General features: G+C 69.6%; 15 protein-coding genes. 3 read left to right on the top strand and 12 right to left on the bottom strand.

The features are described from left to right. Position 1: 1 nt before the first annotated feature. The 3 genes from D7X55_RS01875 to D7X55_RS01865 are packed head-to-tail and all read right to left on the bottom strand — an operon-like array spanning position 2 to position 6182. Entirely contained in the window at positions 2-976 is a 975-nt protein-coding gene (locus D7X55_RS01875) for a FecR domain-containing protein (protein ID WP_120546611.1), read from the bottom strand. Positions 977-1008: 32 nt separating this feature from the next. Continuing rightward, on the bottom strand, positions 1009-2847 hold the full coding sequence (locus tag D7X55_RS01870) for a sensor histidine kinase (RefSeq protein WP_121722037.1): 1839 nt from the start codon (positions 2845-2847) through the stop codon (positions 1009-1011). Next, positions 2844-6182, bottom strand: coding sequence for a response regulator (locus D7X55_RS01865; protein WP_120546613.1), 3339 nt, complete (start codon positions 6180-6182; stop codon positions 2844-2846). The genes D7X55_RS01870 and D7X55_RS01865 overlap by 4 nt, the downstream gene beginning before the upstream one ends. Before the next feature lie 196 nt (positions 6183-6378). On the opposite strand from D7X55_RS01865, the gene lexA reads away from it, so the two are divergent. Beyond that, positions 6379-7047 (top strand): transcriptional repressor LexA, encoded by a 669-nt coding sequence (gene lexA, locus D7X55_RS01860; RefSeq protein WP_120546614.1) that lies wholly within the window; start codon positions 6379-6381, stop codon positions 7045-7047. A gap of 38 nt (positions 7048-7085) precedes the next feature. Here lexA and D7X55_RS01855 read toward each other — a convergent pair whose 3' ends face one another. The 7 genes from D7X55_RS01855 to D7X55_RS01825 all read right to left on the bottom strand — a co-directional run bounded on the left by D7X55_RS01855 (position 7086) and on the right by D7X55_RS01825 (position 13388). Next, entirely contained in the window at positions 7086-7760 is a 675-nt protein-coding gene (locus D7X55_RS01855) for a hypothetical protein (RefSeq protein ID WP_147470001.1), read from the bottom strand. Positions 7761-7899: 139 nt separating this feature from the next. Continuing rightward, on the bottom strand, positions 7900-8469 hold the full coding sequence (locus tag D7X55_RS01850) for an imm11 family protein (RefSeq protein ID WP_121722035.1): 570 nt from the start codon (positions 8467-8469) through the stop codon (positions 7900-7902). A gap of 3 nt (positions 8470-8472) precedes the next feature. Further along, positions 8473-9039 (bottom strand): imm11 family protein, encoded by a 567-nt coding sequence (locus tag D7X55_RS01845; protein ID WP_120546617.1) that lies wholly within the window; start codon positions 9037-9039, stop codon positions 8473-8475. A 14-nt stretch (positions 9040-9053) separates the two neighbouring features. After that, complete coding sequence (locus D7X55_RS01840; protein WP_121722034.1) at positions 9054-10382, bottom strand: AHH domain-containing protein; 1329 nt, start codon at positions 10380-10382, stop codon at positions 9054-9056. A gap of 2 nt (positions 10383-10384) precedes the next feature. Continuing rightward, entirely contained in the window at positions 10385-11527 is a 1143-nt protein-coding gene (locus tag D7X55_RS01835; RefSeq protein ID WP_120546619.1) for a lipopolysaccharide assembly protein LapB, read from the bottom strand. 17 nt (positions 11528-11544) lie between these two features. Further along, positions 11545-12576, bottom strand: coding sequence for a hypothetical protein (locus D7X55_RS01830; RefSeq protein WP_233609476.1), 1032 nt, complete (start codon positions 12574-12576; stop codon positions 11545-11547). A 29-nt stretch (positions 12577-12605) separates the two neighbouring features. Continuing rightward, complete coding sequence (locus D7X55_RS01825; protein WP_121722032.1) at positions 12606-13388, bottom strand: SDR family oxidoreductase; 783 nt, start codon at positions 13386-13388, stop codon at positions 12606-12608. Between the two features lie 72 nt (positions 13389-13460). Between D7X55_RS01825 and D7X55_RS01820 the strand changes: the two genes are divergently transcribed. Together D7X55_RS01820 and D7X55_RS01815 are read left to right on the top strand one after the other, a co-directional pair. After that, positions 13461-14990: an acyl--CoA ligase gene (locus tag D7X55_RS01820; RefSeq protein ID WP_121722031.1), complete on the top strand. Its 1530-nt coding sequence runs from the start codon at positions 13461-13463 to the stop codon at positions 14988-14990. Further along, complete coding sequence (locus D7X55_RS01815) at positions 14987-15997, top strand: 2-dehydropantoate 2-reductase (RefSeq protein ID WP_121722030.1); 1011 nt, start codon at positions 14987-14989, stop codon at positions 15995-15997. Before D7X55_RS01820 ends, D7X55_RS01815 begins: the two co-directional genes overlap by 4 nt. Here the strand turns inward: D7X55_RS01815 and D7X55_RS01810 are convergent. Both D7X55_RS01810 and surE read right to left on the bottom strand, forming a co-directional pair. Continuing rightward, positions 15994-16878: a M23 family metallopeptidase gene (locus tag D7X55_RS01810; protein ID WP_233609475.1), complete on the bottom strand. Its 885-nt coding sequence runs from the start codon at positions 16876-16878 to the stop codon at positions 15994-15996. The two genes, D7X55_RS01815 and D7X55_RS01810, sit on opposite strands and share 4 nt — an antisense overlap. A 44-nt stretch (positions 16879-16922) precedes the next feature. Next, on the bottom strand, positions 16923-17714 hold the full coding sequence (surE, locus tag D7X55_RS01805) for a 5'/3'-nucleotidase SurE (protein WP_120546625.1): 792 nt from the start codon (positions 17712-17714) through the stop codon (positions 16923-16925). Positions 17715-17716 lie beyond the last annotated feature (2 nt).

The raw sequence follows: 17716 nt of genomic DNA, 5'->3' as shown, positions 1-17716 counted from the left end.
CCTACTTGAAGAGGCCCTCGGTCTCCGGCTTGAAGATCACCGGCTTGGGGGGCTTCGGCGGCGGAGGTGTTTCGAAGGTCAGCACCTGCTGTTCGGTCTGGTGCGCGCCACCGACCCCCATGGCGCTCACCTGGATCGGGTTGGGGCCCTGGTTGAGCGGCAGGGTGAGCTTGAAGCGCCCCTCCTCGTCCGTGGGCACGCTGGCGCCGGCCACCATCACCCGGCTGCCCGGGTCGGTACGGCCGGCGATGACGACCTCGCCCTTGGTCTGCTTCGCCGCGGGCCACTCCATCTTCAGGAACACGGTGCTGGGGATGGGGGCCGGCTTGGAGGGACCTTGGCCGGGACGGACGATGGACTGCTGGCCGGCGCGGACGATGACGTACCTGCCCTCCTTGTCGGACAGCTTCACGTCGCCATCGCGCGTGCCCACGCTCACGGTGCCCTTGCCGTTGTTGCTCATGGTGAAGGTGCCCTGGGCGGTGCTGGCCTCCGCTTCGGCGCCCTTCGCCTTCAGGATGAAGGTGTGCCGGACGTTGGGGCGGCCCCGCACGGTGGCGGTGGCCATGCCGTTGTTCAGGAGGAACTCCGACAGCTGATCCGACAGCTCCGCGACGGAGACCTCCGTCTCGGCTTCCATCCGCAGCTCCACGGCCTCGCCGTTGAGCACCACGGCCCAGGAGCCGCGCCCGGTGCGCACCACGTCCGTGGGACGCAGCGGCATGTCCTTGGTGGCGGGCATCCAGGCTCCGGCCTCGCCGTGCTTCACGTCCACGGAGCCCTCGAAGGAGCTCAGCACCAGCTCCACGGCCTTCTTCACCTCCACCGGCGTGGCGACACGGGGAGGCTCGGGCGGCGGCAGCGGCGCGGGAGGCTCGCGCAGGAACACGAACCAGCCCACCGGCAGCGCGGCCAGGATGAGCACGAGCCCGATGAGGAACGGCGCCTGTCGCCTGCGGGAAGGGGGAGCAGCCATGCGATGGCCCTAGCTACCACACGCGGCGGGCTTCATGCCCGGGGCAGCACCACGGTGAAGCGGGCCCCCTGCCCTTCTTCCGAGCGGACCTCCAGCGTCCCCCCGGCCTCCGTGACGATGCGCCACGCGACGCTCAGGCCCAGGCCCACATTGGACCAGATGTCCTTGGTGGTGAAGAACGGCTCGAAGATGCGCGGGCGGATGCTCTCCGCGATGCCCTTGCCCGTGTCCTCCACCTCCACGATGCACATCCCGTCGCGCTCACCCGTGCGCAGCGTGAGCTTCTTCACCGGCGTCTTCAGCATCGCGGTGCGCGCGTTGGACAGGAGCGCCAGCACCACCTGGGACAGATGCCCCGGATCCGCCTTCACCCGAGGCACCGCCGTGCTCAGCTCCGTCAAGAGCTCGATGCCCTCCCCGAGCGTCTGGTTCTCCGTGAGGCTCAGCGCGTCGCGCACCACCGCGTTCAGGTCCACGGGCCGCAGGTCCGGGCGCTCGCGCTGCTGGGAGAAGCGCAGCAGGTTCTGGGTGATGTCCTTGCAGCGCTTGGCGCTCTGCTCGATCTTCCGCAGCGTCTCGAAGTCCACGTCGTCCGCGCCCCGGTCCAGGAGCAAGAGCTGCACGTTGCCCAGGATGCCGGCCAGCGGGTTGTTGATTTCGTGCGCCACGCCCGCGCCCAGCTGGCCCACCGCCGCCAGCTTCTGCGCCTCCACCAACTGGAGCTGCGCCGCCCGCAGGTCCGCCGTCGCCTCTTCCACGCGCACGCGCAGGTCGTCGTTCCAGCTCATCAGCCGCGCGCGGGACGCCTCCAGCTCCTCGCCCATGCGGTTGAACGTGGACGCCAGCTCGCTCAACTCGTCCTGGCCCTCCACCGGCAGGCGGCGCTCCAGTTCACCGCGGCCATAGGCCTCCGCGCCCTGCACCACCTGCGCGAGCCGCCGGTCCAACCGCCGCGTGAAGAGCGCGCCCAGGGCCAAGAGCACCAGCAGCGCGCCCGCCACGGACGCGAGCACCGTGGTGCGCAGCTCGCGCACCGGCGTCAGCGCCAGGGCCTCGTCCTCCGTCACGACGACGCCCATCTCCAGCGTGTTCACCCAGGCCACGCTCACCCGGCGCGCGGGGTCCTTCAGCTGGAAGCTGCGTCCGTCCTCCACGCCCTGGGCGGACGCCAGCGCCGTCTTCAGCTCCGGCTCCAGCGCCGCCATGCGCCGCGCGGGCTGGGAGCTGGCCACCACCCGTCCCTGGCTGTCCACCACGTCCAGCCGCTGGCCGTCACTCGCGCGCCGCGCGAGCAGCGCCTCCAGCTGCGTGAAGACAAGCTCCGCGATGGCGTAGGGCGCGTCCATCGAAGCGCCCAGCTTCACCGCCACCGCCACGGCGGCCACCCCGGAGCCCGCGTGCACGTACGCGCTGCCGAGCGCCGCCTGGCCCTTGCCTCCGTCCCGGAACTGCCCCACCGGCACCGCGTGCGCCAGCTGCGCGACGCCCGCGGCGTCGAAGGCGGGGTGCTGCTCCAGCGGCTCCGCGCTCCGGAACACGGCGGGCCCCAGCGGCTGGCCGTCCGCGTCCGCCTGGATGACCGCGCTCACCGTGGTGGACTGGCCATACAGGAGCATCAGCATGCCGCGCACCTCTTCGGGCGTGGCGCGCTCCCAGGGCAGGAGCTCCGCGGAGCGGGCCAGTCCGTTGACGACCTCCATCAGGCTCGCCTCCACGGCCTCGGCGGTGGAGGTGGCCAGCGAGCGCTGTTGCTCGTCGATGCGCTGGGCCAGCGCGAGCTCCGAGCGCGACAGCAGCAGGAAGCCGACGATGGCCAGGGGCAGCACCGTCGCGGCGAGCATGAAGAGGATGAGCTGCTGGTAGAGCCTCATCCGGTGACGGAGCGGACCACGCGCTCCAGGTCGCTGCGCAGGTAGACGGAGCCGGGAATGGCCTTCGCCCGCTTCTTCATGTCCGCGGCGCGGCGGGCCAGCTCCGCGTGGTCATGCGCCACGCCGTCCGCCATCACCGCCACCACGGACACGCTCATGATGGGGAACTGGCGCTTCTCCCCGAAGCGGTCCTCCGCCTCGATGTGGCCGCGCTCCCGGTCCTGCCGGTCGTAGTAGAGCGGGATGATCCGGTCGAACTGCTCGATGGCCCGCTGGCACACCCGGTCCACCGACTCCACGGAGGTGATGAAGACGAAGTCGTCCCCGGCCACGTGGCCCAGGAAGTCCCCCGGCGCGCCCTCCTGCTGGAAGACCTCCCGCATCAGGTCGCCCGTCTGGCGCACCACGCCGTCCGCCTTCGCGAAGCCGTAGTAGTCGTTGTAGGCCTTGAGGTTGTCCAGATCCAGGTAGCAGAACGCGAAGGGCTGGCGCGCGCCCAGCCGGCGCTGCACCTCGCGCTCGATGGCGGTGGAGCCCGGCAGCTGCGTGGTGGGCGACGAGGACAGCTCCTGCTCCTTGCGCCGCAGCATGCTCTCCACGCGCGCGCCCAGCTCCAGCGCGTCGAAGGGCTTGGTGATGTAGTCGTCCCCGCCCAGCTTCAGCGCGCGGACCTTGGAGGACGTCTCCGTGCGCGCGGAGATGAAGATGACGGAGATGTGGCCGCTGGCGCGCTCGGCCTTGATCTCCTCCAGGAACGCGAACCCGTCGCCGTCCGGCAGCGTGACGTCCAGGAGCACCGCGTCCGGCCTGCGCTCGCGCAGGGAGCGCCGGCCCTCCTCCACGCCGTGCGCGACGTCCACCTCGAAGCCCAGCCCCTCCAGCACCTCGCGGCAGATGGAGGCGATCTTCACGTCGTCGTCCACCACCAGCACGCGCCCGTGCTGTGCCCCGCCGCGGCCGCGCGCCAGCGAGTCCACGGTGGCCAGCAGCTTGTCGCCCGCCAGGGGGCGCACGAGGAACGCGTCCGCGCCGGCCCGGAAGGCGCGCTGGCGCTCGTCGAACGCGGAGGTGAGCAGCAGCGGCGAGCGGCGCGTCTCCGGATCATTGCGGAGGATCTCCGCCAGCCGCAGGCCGTCCACGTCCGGCAGCCGCACGGACACCAGCACCACGTCCGGGTGCAGGTTGCGCGCGGCGGACAGCCCCTCCTCCGCGGTGGACGCCAGGCGCACCCGGTAGCCCCGGGCGCCCAGCAGGGCCTTCATGATGTGGCCCACCTCCGGCTCGCCCTCGATGATGAGCACCTTGCCGCGCGAGTCCGCGCGGATGGGCTGCGGCGACGGCAACAGCGTGTCCACGGCCGCCTGGCTGAGCACGTCCTGGGGCGGCTCCGTGGGGAGCACGGCGATGAAGCGCACGCCGGTGTGGGAGGGCTCGGACCAGATGCGGCCGCCGTGGGCCTCCACGATGTTGCGGCAGATGGGCAGGCCCAGGCCGGTGCCGCGCACGGTGCGGTTCGCCTGGGTGCGGGCCTGCTCGAAGCGGTCGAAGATGCGCTCCAGGCTCTCTTCCGGAATGGGGTCGCCGCTGTTCCAGCAGGACAGCACCACGTAGCCGGGCAGGCTGGACGTGGCGCGCAGCTCCACGCGCACCTCGCCGCCCTCCGGCGTGAACTTCACCGCGTTGTTGAGCAGGTTGTTGAGCACCTGGTTCACGCGGTTGGGGTCCACCATGGCGCGCAGCGGGTGCTGCGGCAGCTGCGGCAGCACGCGGATGCGCTTCTCCGCGAAGGCGGGGCCGTACTTCTCCACCACGCGCTGGACCAGTTCCTCCAGGTAGATGCGCTCGAAGCTCATCTTCAGCCGGCCCTGCGCGTACTTCGACAGGTCCAGCAGGTCATCCACGATGCTGTTGAGCTTCTCCGCGGAGTCCTTGGCCAGCGACAGGTAGCGGTGCTGCCGCTCGTTGATGTCCCCCGCCATCCGGTTGAGCACCAGGTCCAGCGCGCCGGTGATGGAGGTGAGCGGCGTGCGCAGCTCGTGGCTCACCATGGAGACGAAGGTGTCCTTGCGCTCCTCCAGCCGCTTCTGGTCGGTGATGTCGCGCAGCACCACGCACACGCCACGCAGGGTGCCGCGCGCGTCGTTGACGGGCGTCACGGTGGTCTGCACGGTGCGGTCGAAGAGCTTCACGTCCTCGCGCATCACCTGGTGGCCGCTGTACTCCAGGTTGCGCACCAGCTGGAACGGCTGGAAGCCCAGGCGCTCCTCCAACAGCCGGTTGGAAGGGCCCTGCTCCTCCTCCCCCGCGCGCAGGATGCGGCGGGCCGCGGGGTTCATCACCACGATGTCGTTCTTCTCGTCGGTGAGCACCACGCCGTCCGCCATGGACGCGACCATGCGCTCCATGCGGTGGCGGGCCTCCTCCTCCGCGGAGCGCAACGACTGGATGGCGTCCGCCGTCTGGTTGGCGAGCACGTCCAACAGCAGCCCGTCGTCCTCCGTGAACGCGTCCGCGCGGTGGGAGAACAGCGACAGCATGCCCACGGGCTTTCCGGCCGCGGTGAGGTTCACCGTGAGCTGGTTGGGGTAGACGACCGGGGACGCGGAGTCCTTGGTGGTGGTGCCGGTGACGCGGGTGATGACCCGGTCCTCCGGGAGCGTCAGCCCGCTGCTCTTGCGGTACGCGCCGAGCATGGACTCCTTGACGCCCAGCAGCGCCTCTTCGCCGACGTTGCCCACGCAGCGCAGGCGCAGGGTGGCGCCGCGCTGGCCGTCCGGCGCGATGAGGGCCGCGCCGCAGTCGTACGGCAGCACGCGGGCCACTGCGGTGAGCACGCGGTCGATGATGGCGTCGTAGCTGGCCGGGTCGTTCGCGCTGGCGCGGCTGACCTCGTAGAGGACGAAGAGGGCCTCCACCCGCTGGTGCAGCTGGCGGATGAGCTTCTCCTTGTCCTTCCTGAGCTGGGCGAACTCCACCGCGTTCTTCACGGTGATGAGCAGGTCGTTCACGTCCCAGGGCTTGGTGACGTAGCGGTACACCTGGCCCTGGTTGATGGCGGCGATGATGTCCTGCGGGTCCGTGTAGGCCGTCAGCAGGAGCGTCGTGACGTCGATGCCCTCCGCCCTCGCCGCGTTGACCAGGTCGATGCCGGTCATCTCCGGCATGCGCTGGTCGGTGACGAGGACGTCCACGGACTCGGTCCGCAGGATTTCCAGGGCTGCCTTGCCGTGGGGGGCGGTGAGGACGCGATAGCGTCGCTGGAACATCCGGCTGAGGATGTCCAGGACGTCGGCCTCGTCATCGACGAAGAGCAGCGTGTGGCGGAGGTCGGACACGGCGGCGCCAAGTGTACGCCGAGATCAACGCGCCGCCTCAAGCTGCGAGAAGGACAGGCCGAGGACAGCACGCACGGTATGGGTGGGGGTACTGAACAGATTGACTCTACACGTATGTTCAGGGAGCATGGGCCACTGAAATTCTGTTGCCCATCACCGCCAGAGCAGGCGGGCGACCGAGCGAAGGAGTGCGGCCATGGAAGAGCTCACGGAGCGCCAGCGCGAGATCCTGACATTCATCGTGAAGGAGACGGAGGTCCGAGGCTTCCCCCCGACCATCCGGGAGATTGGGGAGCACATGGACATCCGCTCGACCAACGGGGTGAACGACCACCTGAAGGCCCTGGAGCGCAAGGGCTACCTCACCCGGGGCGAGCAGCAGAGCCGCTCGCTGGTGCCCACCAAGCGGGCGAGGTTGCTCCTGGGCCTCGGGATGAAGAGCCGGGACTCGGGCATGATCGAGATCCCCCTCCTGGGCAAGGTGGCGGCGGGTGCGCCGGCGCTGGCGCAGGAGCACATGGAGGACTCGGTCAAGATCGACAGCTTCCTTCTGGGCGGGGTGAACGGCCGGGAGGTGTTCGCGCTGAGGGTCAAGGGCCAGTCGATGATCGACGACGGCATCCACGACGGGGACTACCTCTTCGTGAAGAAGACGCCGTCGGCGCAGCCGGGGGAGATCGTGGTGGCGCTCATCGAGGACGAGGCCACGGTGAAGCGCTACTACCCGGAGACGGACCGCATCCGCTTCCAGCCGGCGAACGCGACCATGCAGCCCATCTACGTGAACCGCGCGGACTTCCGCTCCACGATGATCCTGGGGCAGGTGGTGGGCGTGTACCGGAAGCTGCAGGGCGGCCGGACGTAAGGAAGTGGCATCCGCCCGGGCACGGTGGGCCCGGGCGGTCAGCGGACGGGGCAGGCACCGCAGTCGAGCGAGGCGCCGCAGCCGTCCGGCACCACGCTCCCGCAGGAGCGGCCCAGGGACGCGCAGGTCGCGGGCGTGCAGCAGGTGTTGTCCTGGGTGCAGGTCTGGCCTTGAGGGCACCCGCCACAGTCGATGCGGCCGTGGATGGTCTCCGTGAAGCCACAGGCGACGTGGATGCTGGCACAGAGTTCGGGCGCGTGGACCCCGTTCATGGACCTGCGGCCCCCGACCTTCTCCTGGAGCACTTCCAGCGAGAGGTATGAGGAGACAGGTGCGTCCGCGGAGGGCGTCCGGATGTTCACCCCACGGCCCTTGGGACCCAGCTCGCGAGCCTGAGCCTTCTTGAAGTCAGCCCCGGGCTGCGGTGCGACTTCCCAGGGAAGGGTCATCCACAGGCCGACCTCGGTGTCTGGAGGGGGCGCTTCCGTGAGGATCACGGTGGCGGGCCGGAAGGCGAAGGGATCCACGATCATGTTCACGTAGCTGTCCCCCAGCACGAGGGAAGGTGGCGGCATGGCTCGGGGCATGAACTCCGTCCAGCTCAGGCCCTGGAGCTTGATCAACAGCCCGTCGTGAACGGTGACCTCTTCTTGCGTATCGCCGCGAAGGACCGTGAAGCCCCGGGTGATGTGCACCCGTTCCACCGAGGTCACGGTCCCCAGGTCCGAGTTCTGGGAGCGAGGCCAGGTCCGGGGAGTGGCTGGAGGAGATGCCCCCGTGCAAGCCAGAGTCAGGCCCAGCATCAGCAGACTGCAGAGTCGCACCATGTGTCGTTCCCCCTCGGCGCGACAATCAAACTTCGGTGAACCGTATTCCCGTGGCGCGGACGCGCTCCAGGGCGAGCTTGATGTCCTCGGAGACGATGAGGGCGATGGACCAGCCCCACGTCCTGAATACCTGCGCATCGCCCACCTGGGCTGGGTCGATGCGCATGCCGTCAACGTCGCGATACTGCCCGACCCGCTCCGGCCGGCCATCCTGAGGCGTCCATCGGATCACCTCGTCGGAAGCGTCGTCATCAATGCAGCGGATGAGCCGAGTCGCCACGAGGATGCAGTACGGCCGCTCATGTCCCTGGACGTCCACGGGCACAAGCTGGATGTCCTGTGCTGCCAGTTCCGAAAAAACAGCTGCGACCCGCGCACTGACAACGGGCGTACTGAAGCCAGCCAGGGAGAAGTCGAGGGGCGTTCCCGGATGCTCCAGGGGAACGAGCAGCGCTTGTCGCGGAGGAACGGGTCGCCCCTCTCTAAACATCCACGGGTCCTCGACCTCGTTCCCACCCGCATCCAGAGGGATGCCCAGCTCCCATCGGCCTGGGAGGGTGACGTCATCAAGAAGCCGGAAGCAACGCCGTGGCAAAGGTCACACAGGGGTGAAGTGCACGCCCGTGGCGCGAATGCGCTCCAGCGCGAGCTTGATGTCTTCGGAGACGATGAGGGCAATTTTCCAGCCCTCGGTCCGAAACACCTTCGTGGTGCCGACCTTCTTCACATCGATGTGAAGATCATCCACGGCGTAGTACGTCCCAACCTTCTCTGGCAATCCGTCCTCAGCGGTCCAGAACTGGACGGCCGAAGCCTGCTCATCAATGCAGAGGATGCACTTCGTGGCCACGAGGATGACGTACTGGTCGGGCATGCCCTTGATGCTGACGGGAATGAACTGGACATCCTCGGAGGCGAGTTCAGCGAAGACGGATGCCACCTTCACATGGACAACGGGCGCCAGTCCGACTCCAGCGGTCGAGAAGTCCAGCGCACGCCCCTGCTGATCAATGGGCACGGTCAACCTGCCGGAGACTGACACCGGACGACCTGCCCGGAACTGCCAGGGATCCTCGACCTCCTGGCCCTGCTCATCAACAGGGTCGCCGAGGTACCAGGTTCCGGCCTGGACGTCTTCAGACAGCTCGAAGTAGCGAAGTGTCATGGGGCTCCAGGTTTTCAACCGCCTCGGGTGACGAGCAGGTTGAGCTCTGTTCCAGGCGTTTTGACTTCCTTGGCCAGGATTTCAAGCGCTCGGACCAATGCCGCACGGCAGTCTTTGACCGTCCGGCAATTCGCAGTGGCGCTGTTGAGTCGCGCCATCACTCGCTGATGGTACCTCTGAGGATGAGGCCCGCGATGTCCCGGGACCTCGACAATGTTCTCCGGGTCCTTCAGCTCCATCCCCGCCTTCTTGAAGATGCGCTGGAAGCGCGGCGTCCACGGTCCCCCGCGCTGCGTGGACACATTGTTCCGTAAGGTCGCCAGGTGGTGTTTCTGACTGCCACCTCGCGACGACATGGCGACGGCATTGGGCGCCAGGGCGATGGTGAATCCATCCGCGGCCATGGCCACGGACCGCACGCCACCGATGCCCGCGTAGGCGAAGCCCGCCTGGGACTCCACCGCGAGCGCCGCCTGCGCGGAGCCTGGAAGCCCTGGTGCCTTCGCCGCGAGCCCCACCGTGCTACCCACCGCCGCCGTGGCCAGCATCACGAAGACCCGCGCGGCGTTCTTCCCCAGCACCTTCCCGTAGCCCTCCCCTGCCTCGCGCAGTTCGTCGAACGTCAGCGCCCGGTCCGCCTGCTTCACCAGCGTCAGCCACCCGTCCAGCAGCCCCCACACCGTGTCCACGCCCAGGTACGCGATGGCCGTCGCTGTCATCAGCGCCGCGATGCCCTTGGACACAGGCTCCGGCAATGACCACAGCAGCAGGTACACGGTCACGGAGGCCGTCACGGTGGCCAACACGGCCTGCGGGTTCACGACGCCCCGGAGCGCGTCCGCCGTCTCGTCCCACACCGAGTCCATCGCCAATGCCAGGGCCAGCGCATACCGGCCATCGCTTCCCAGCAGCGGTCCCTCTTCCAGGAGCGACAGGCAATCCCGGCCCTGCTTCTTGCGCTCACACCAGCGCCCATAGGCGCGCGCCAGCTCGGCCGACGCATCGTCCACCAGGTGCAGCTCGCGTGCTTCCTCTTCTCCCAGAGGACGGATCCGACGCGTGCGAACCTCATACCCGAACACGCCACTGCGCTCCGGCACACCAAACAACAAGCGGGCATCCCGCAGTGGATGCGAGAACGGACGGACATCCCTCGCGAGCACCGTGACGGCCTTCTTGAATTCGGCCCTCCCCAGCTCCGCGTCCTCCAGCGGAGCCTCCTCCTCCACCCGGGGCGTCACGACAACCAGGGCCTCACGCCCTGTATCCAGGCGCACGACCCGGCCGGACGCGCAGCCCGTCAGGAGGCACAGCAGCAGCAGGCGCAGCCACCCACGACACATACCTACGGGCACTTCACCACGCCACCATCCGCTGCCGCCGAGGCCACGCGGGCACAGGCGGCCTGCACGGTCGCCGTGTCCTTCAAGTCACGCGCGAGCCTCGCGGTGGACAGCTGCAGGTCCACGTTCTTCGCGTGCCCCGGCTCCGCGCCCAGGCTCGTCAGAATGCGCAGGGCGTCCTGCTTGCGCCCCATCGCGGAGAGCAGGTCCGCGAGCTCCTGCATCTCGCTCACGTCCGCCCCCGACACCGTGTCCAGGGCCTTCTGCAGCTCCGCCTCCGCCGCCGCCCGGTCGTCCACCGCCAGGTGTGCCTTCGCGATCGCCACGTGCACGACGGCGCGGTCCTTCACCTTCAGCGATTCGCCATAGGCCTTCAGCGCTTCCTCGCGCTTGCCCAGCTTGAGCTGGATCTCCGCCACCAGCTCCCACAGCGTCGGATCCTTCGGCGACTTCTTCGCGGCCTCTTCATACGCAGCCGCTGCTTCCGGCAACCGGCCCGCGCGCACCTCCGCGTCTCCCAGCGCCGTCAGCACCTCCGGCGTCCGCACGCCCTGCCCCGTCACCTTGCGCAACAGCCCGGCCACCTCATCCTGACGCCCCTGCTTCGTCAGCACGTCCACCGCCCGCACCAGCAGGTCGGACTTCGACGCGTCCGGCGCGGCCTCCGCCGCCTGCGTGAAGTCGCGCACCGCCTCGTCGTGGTCGCCGCGCTCCTCGGCCAGTTCGCCCAGCTGCTCCAGCGCGTTGAAGTCCTTCGGATGCAGCGCCAGCGCCTTCTGCAGCGACTGCCGTGCCTCGTCCTTCTTGCCCAGCTGCGCCTGGATGAAGCCCAGCCGGCTCCAGTTCGTGGAGCGCTTCGGGTCCAAGCGCAGCGCGGCCGCGAACTCCTTCTCGGCCTCCTCCAGCCGGCTCATCGACAGCAGCACCTCGCCCCTCGCGGCGGGCAGGCGCGGGTCTGCCGGCGTCAGGGCCTTCATCTCGTCGAAGGACTTGAGCGCGGCGTCGAAGTTGCCCTTGAGGTACTCGGAGTTGGCCTGGAGGTAGAGCCCTTCCGCCTGGTCCTTCGGATCCAGCTTCGGCGTTTCAGTACAGGCCCCGGAGGCCAGCAGGGCAAGGAGCGGAAGGGCGCGCAGACGCGAGGACATGAGAGGCTCCGGAAGACTCAGAAGTGGTACGCGATGCCGGCGTTGACATCGAAGTTGAGGCCGTCGCCCGCGCCGTCTTCCGCGAGCCCCAGCACCGCCTGCGCGATGTTCGTTCCCAGCTCCAGCTGGAAGCCCACGTGGCCCGCCAGCAGGTACTCCAACCCCACGAAGCCCACCACGGACGGCAGCGGGCCTGTGTTCTGGAAGATGCCGTAGTCGCCAAAGGACAGCTGCACGCCCAGGCCGAAGCCCCAGTACGGCCGCAGGTCCTTCTCCAGGCGGTGATAGTGCCGCGCGCCCACGATGCTGGGCAGCACGTTGAGCTCGCCCTCGACGTCGCCGCCCGCGTGCACCCAGGTGAAGCCCACCTGGAGGAAGCCCTGCCACTCCGGGTGGAACCAGTAGCCCATCTCCAGGTCCAGGCCGGGGTTCAACGAGGACAGCTTGTCGATGAAGCTGTTGTTGAAGCGCAACCCCAGCGTCAGCCCACCGCCCGGCGACGACATGACCGCGCCGCCCAGCAGCGGCCGGGCCGTGACGGTTTCACCCGGGGACTCCAGCGCCACACTCAGCTCGTCGGACACGGCGACCACCGTGCGCACCAGCTCGCCGTCATCCGAGGCCTCCGCGCGCGGCCGGCCGATGCTGCGGCCCTCGCGCGTGTCCATCAGGCTCGCGGAGAGGAGGTACTGGCTCCCGAACCGGTCCAGACGGCCCATGAGGATGTAGCGCGCCCCCGTGAGGGAGGTCAGCGCCTGGAGGCAGTCCGCTTCCTCACACGACGTGCTGCCCACGAGCTCCCGCTGGCGCTCGGCGTCGACCTTCGATTGCACCTCGCGTTGGGACAGCACGCGCAGCCGGGGCGACTCCGCGAGCCGGCTCGCGATGAGCGCCGTGATGCCCGTCGCGGCGTCCTTCGCCGCCGCGTTGGACTGCAGGGGCAGCACCGCCACCGTGGACGGCGCGGGGACGTCCGTCCCCTCCTGCGCGAGGACAGGCGATGCCAGGAGTACGAAGCAGGAGATGAAGAGCCGGGGGAGGCGTGACACGGCCCACACTCTACCCTTTCCCCGCCCGCTCAGCCCTGCTGGTTGAGCTTCGCCGCGATGGAGCGCACCACGACCCGGGGGCTGAACCGCACCGAGAAGGCAGCCAGCCAGTTGAGCGCGCCGGGGATGGCCACCACCCGCCCCTTCATCATGGCCGCGTAGGCATGGCCCGCGACCTCGGGCGCCTCCGCCACGCCTGGCCGCTTGAAGAGGCGCGACTCCGCGTTGCCCGCGCGATTGGCGAACTCCGTCCTCGTGGCCCCCGGGCAGTGGCAGGTCACCGTCACGCCCGTGCCCTCCAGTTCGACCGCGAGCGCCTCCGTGAAGGACAGCACGAACGCCTTCGTCGCGTAGTACGTGGCCATGTACGGCCCCGGCTGGAAGCCCGCGGTGGACGCGATGTTGAGGATGCGCCCCGCTTTGCGCTCGCGCATGGGGCGCGCGAACAGGTGCGTGAGCTTCAGGAGCGCGGTGCAGTTGACCTCCACCATCTCCGCCTCTTTCGCGATGTCCTGCTCCAGGAACGGCCCGGCGGAACCAAACCCCGCGTTGTTGACGAGGAAGTCCACCGCGAGCCCCAGCTCCCGCACGCGCGCGAAGAGCTGCTCTGGCGCGGAGGGCTGCCCCAGGTCGGCGGGCAGCACGTGCGCCTTCACGCCGTGCGCCTGCTCCAGCTTCCGGGCCAGCTCCTCCAGCTTCGCCACGCCGCGCGCCACGAGGATGACGTCGTGCCCGTCCTTCGCGAACTGCTCCGCGAACTGAACCCCGAGCCCCGCAGATGCACCGGTGATGAGCGCCACTTTCCGCGACATGGTGTGCCTCCCGGCGGGCCGATATAGCAGCATTCGGAAGCAAGCCCGGGGAGGTGGGACGTGGAGCCTGGCATGGAGCGCAAGGACACCCTCGAAGCGCTGCTCGCAGCCGGACGGACGGAGGACGTAGCGCTCGGTGCGCCCGGCAGGCAGGGCATGAGCTACGGCGCGCTGCGGGAGCTCACCGCCAACGTCCGCGAGCAGTTGAACGCATGGGGCCTGGGCCTGGGAGACCGCGTCGCGCTGGTGCTGCCCAACGGGCCGGAGATGGCGGCGGCCTTCCTCGCCGTGGCCAGCGCCGCGACGACCGCGCCGCTCAATCCGGCCTATCGCGCGGACGAGCTGACGTTCTACCTGGACGACCTCCAGGCCCGTGCGCTCGTCGTGCTCGAAGGAACACAGGAGCCGGCCCGCGAGGTCGCGCGTGCACGCGGCATCCCGCTCATCGAATTGCGTCCGGCGCTGGACGGACCCGCCGGACACTTCACGCTCCAGGCCGCGCAGCCGATGTCCGGAGCGGCGCACCGTCCTGGCCTCGCGAACCCTGACGACGTCGCGCTGGTGCTGCACACGTCGGGCACGACGGCGCGGCCCAAGCAGGTGCCGCTGACGCACGCGAACCTCCGCGCCTCCGCACGGCACATCGGCGCGCAGCTGGGCCTGGGCCCCACGGATGCGTGCCTCAACATCATGCCGCTGTTCCACATCCACGGGCTCGTGGCGGCGGTGCTGTCCAGCCTGGGCGCTGGGGGCCGGGTGGTGTGCACGCCCGGCTTCAACGCCCTGCGCTTCTTCTCCTGGTTCGAGGAGGTCCGTCCCACCTGGTACACGGCCGTCCCCACCATGCATCAGGCGCTGCTGGAGCGCGCCCGGCGCAACGCGGGCAGCCTGAAGGACCATCACCTGCGCTTCATCCGATCCTCGTCCGCGTCGCTGCCGCCGCAGGTGATGGAGGAGCTGGAGCGCGTCTTCGGCGTGCCCGTCATCGAGAGCTACGGCATGACGGAGGCCGCGCACCAGATGGCCTCCAACCCGCTGCCGCCGCGTCCCCGGTACGCGGGCTCGGTGGGGCTGGCCGCCGGGCCGGAGGTCGCCATCATGGACGACGCGGGCACGCTGCTGCCTCCGGGGGCGCTGGGTGAAGTGGTCATCCGGGGCCCCAACGTCATGTCCGGCTACGTGAACAACCCCGACGCCAACGCGCGCGCCTTCACGCACGGGTGGTTCCGCACGGGTGACCAGGGCACGCTCGACGCGCAGGGCTACCTGCGGCTCACCGGGCGGCTGAAGGAGCTGATCAATCGCGGCGGGGAGAAGGTGAGCCCGCTGGAGGTGGACACCGTGTTGCTGGAGCATCCCGCCGTGCAGCAGGCCGTGACGTTCGCCCTGCCCCACCCCAAGCTCGGCGAGGACGTGGCCGCCGCCGTCGTCCCGCGCGAGGGCCACACTCCCACCGAGCGCGAGCTGCGCGACTTCGTGGCGTCACGCGTGGCGGACTTCAAGGTGCCCCGCCGCATCGTCTTCCTCACGGAGCTGCCCAAGGGACCCACCGGCAAGGTGCAGCGCATCGGGCTCGCGGAGCGGCTGGGGCTCACGTCATGAGGATCGCCATCTTCGGCGCGGGAGCCATCGGCGGGTTCCTGGGCGTCAAGCTGCTCCAGGCCGGCGCGGACGTGACCTTCATCGCGCGAGGCGCCCACCTGGACGCGATGCGCACTCACGGCGTCACGCTCACCAGCGGCGGCGAGACGGTGACGGTGCGCCCGCATTGCACGGACTCGCCCGACGACGCGGGCCCGCAGGACTACGTCTTCCTCACGCTCAAGGCCCACGCCCTGCCCGCCGCGGCGCCGCAGATTGCCCGCCTGCTGGGTCCAGAGACAGCGCTCGTCACCGGCATCAACGGCGTGCCCTACTGGTACTTCCACGGACTCGAAGGCCCGTACACGGGCCGCCACGTCGAGAGCGTGGACCCAGGCGGCGTGATTCTGCGCACCCTGCCTCCCGAACGCGTCATCGCCACCGTGGTGTATCCGGCCGCGGAGGTCGTCTCTCCCGGCGTCATCGTGCACACGTACAACGACCGCGTGACGCTGGGCGAACCCGACGGCAGCAAGAGCCCGCGCATCCAGGCGCTGTCACAGCTCATGATGAAGGCCGGGCTCAAGTCGCCCGTGCGCCCCCGCATCCGCGATGAAATCTGGGTGAAGCTCTGGGGCAACCTCGCCTTCAACCCGCTGTCGGCGCTCACCGGCGCGACGCTCGACGTGCTCAGCCGTCAGCCGGACCTGCGCGCGGTGGCGCGCACGATGATGCTGGAGGCGCAGGCGGTGGCGGAGACGCTGGGGACGCGCTTCCTCATCGACGTGGACCAGCGCATCCAGGGCGCGGCCCAGGTCGGCGCGCACAAGACGTCCATGCTCCAGGACCTGGAGCGCGGTCGCCCGATGGAGATCGACGCGCTGCTGGGCGCGGTCGTGGAGCTGGGACACCTCACCGGCAAGCCCATGCCCACCTGCGAGAACATCCTCGCCCTGGTGCGCGAGCGTGCCCGTCACGCCGGATGCTATCCGCCCCGCGCAACACTTCCTGCTCCCGAAGCGACCTAGTCGTTCGCGGACGGCATCACGCCCAGGTACTCCAGCGGATCCGCGGGCTTGCCGTCCACGCGCACCTCGAAGTGCACGTGGGGGCCGGACGTGCGGCCGGACTCACCCACCGTGGCGATGACCTGCCCGCGCCGGACCTTCTGCCCCGTCTTCACGCGCAGGTCGCGGTTGTGCGCGTAGAGGGTGATGAGCGGCGACGCGTGCTCCACGATGACGATGAGGCCGTAGCCCTTCTGCTCGCCCGCGTAGAGGACCGTGCCCTCCTGCGCCGTCTTGATGGGCGTGCCCGCTGGCGCCGCCAGGTCGATGCCGTCGTGCGGCTCCTTGCCCTTCTTGCCGAAGCGGCCATACAGCACGCCTCGCAACGGCCAGTCGAGCATCCCCTGCGTCGCGAGCCTCGGACGCGACGGCGCGCCCGGACGCCCCGACACCACGCGCGCCCGGGGCGGATCCTCCCGGCGCGACACCGCGGGCACCGAGCGGCGCGGCGTGGACACCGGCGCCTGCCCCGGCTTGGAGAGCACCAGCTCCGGCTCCTCGTCGGACAGCGGCCCCGGGTCGCCGTACTTCGGCGGCTCACTGCCCGGAATCAGCAGGTCCTGGCCCACCGCCAGCTCGCGCGGATCCTTGATGCCGTTGGCCTGCGCCAGCTCCTCCACCGTGATGCCGTACGTCTTGGCGATGCGGTACATCGTCTCGCCCGCCGCCACGCGGTGGCGCACCGCCACCAGCTCCGGCTCCTCGTGCGTGGGCCTCAGCGCGAAGGACAGCGGCTTGCCGTTGCTCGTGGACTCGGGCCTGACACCGGCCGTGTCCAGCTGCGAGGAGGAAGCGGCCTGGGTGCTGGCGCAGCCGCCCAACAGCGCGGCCGCGAGCAACACCCAGAGCGCCCTGCCCGCTCGGCTGGAGCCGCCCGGCCCCAACCTCAGTCACCGCCGCCCGGACCGTGCCGCTTGAAGCCCTGCAGGTTCCACCCTGACAGCTCGGGGATGCGGCCGTGGTCCGTCATCTCGAAGTGCATCGGCGTCACCGACACGCGCTTCTCGTCGAAGACCGCGTTGCAGTCGCTGCCCGGGATGTCGTCGTGCGCGTACTCCGTGCCGCCAATCCAGTAGTACTTGCGGCCGCGCGGGTCCTCCTTCTCCACGACGTTCTGGCCGTACGAGTGCCGCCCCTGCTTCGTGATGACGTAGCCGTCCGGCTCCACGCCGCCAGGGATGTTCACGTTGAGGAGCATCCGCGGCGGCAGGGGCCGCGACAGCGCCTCCGTCACCAGCGCGCGCGCGAAGCGGCCCGCCGGCTTGAAGTCGAACGGCCCCCGCGTCACCAGGCTGAACGCGATGGCCGGGATGCCCAGGAACGCGGCCTCCATGGCCGCCGCGACCGTGCCGGAGTACATGACGTCGTCCGCCAGGTTCGCGCCGTGATTGATGCCGGAGACCATGAGCTGGGGACGATTGTCCTTCAGCAGGTGGTTCACCGCCAGATACGAGCAATCCGTGGGGGTGCCGTCCACGGAGAACCACCGCTCGCGCACCTCCTTGATGCGCAGCGGCCGGTGCAGGCTGATGGCATGGGAGGCGGCGCTCTGCTCGCGGTCAGGCGCCACCACCCACACCTCGCCCAGGGGGCTGACCGCCTCCACCAACGTCTGCAGCCCTTCGGAGAAGTAGCCGTCGTCGTTGGAGACGAGGATGCGGGGGCGAGAAGTGCTCACGG

Source organism: Corallococcus sp. AB049A, from assembly GCF_003668885.1.
In the GTDB taxonomy this organism is placed as follows: Bacteria; Myxococcota; Myxococcia; order Myxococcales; family Myxococcaceae; genus Corallococcus; species Corallococcus interemptor.
Note: the sequence above shows the minus strand (reverse complement) of the source record. Positions and strands in the feature narration are given on the sequence as shown.

Bases quoted from the DNA above. Each gene is read 5' to 3' on its own strand.
- D7X55_RS01875 (WP_120546611.1), bottom strand. From the start codon at position 976: ATGGCTGCTCCCCCTTCCCGCAGGCGACAGGCGCCGTTCCTCATCGGG.
- D7X55_RS01870 (WP_121722037.1), bottom strand. From the start codon at position 2,847: ATGAGGCTCTACCAGCAGCTCATCCTCTTCATGCTCGCCGCGACGGTG.
- lexA (WP_120546614.1), top strand. From the start codon at position 6,379: ATGGAAGAGCTCACGGAGCGCCAGCGCGAGATCCTGACATTCATCGTG.
- D7X55_RS01845 (WP_120546617.1), bottom strand. From the start codon at position 9,039: ATGACACTTCGCTACTTCGAGCTGTCTGAAGACGTCCAGGCCGGAACC.
- D7X55_RS01840 (WP_121722034.1), bottom strand. From the start codon at position 10,382: ATGTGTCGTGGGTGGCTGCGCCTGCTGCTGCTGTGCCTCCTGACGGGC.
- D7X55_RS01835 (WP_120546619.1), bottom strand. From the start codon at position 11,527: ATGTCCTCGCGTCTGCGCGCCCTTCCGCTCCTTGCCCTGCTGGCCTCC.
- D7X55_RS01825 (WP_121722032.1), bottom strand. From the start codon at position 13,388: ATGTCGCGGAAAGTGGCGCTCATCACCGGTGCATCTGCGGGGCTCGGG.
- D7X55_RS01820 (WP_121722031.1), top strand. From the start codon at position 13,461: ATGGAGCGCAAGGACACCCTCGAAGCGCTGCTCGCAGCCGGACGGACG.
- D7X55_RS01815 (WP_121722030.1), top strand. From the start codon at position 14,987: ATGAGGATCGCCATCTTCGGCGCGGGAGCCATCGGCGGGTTCCTGGGC.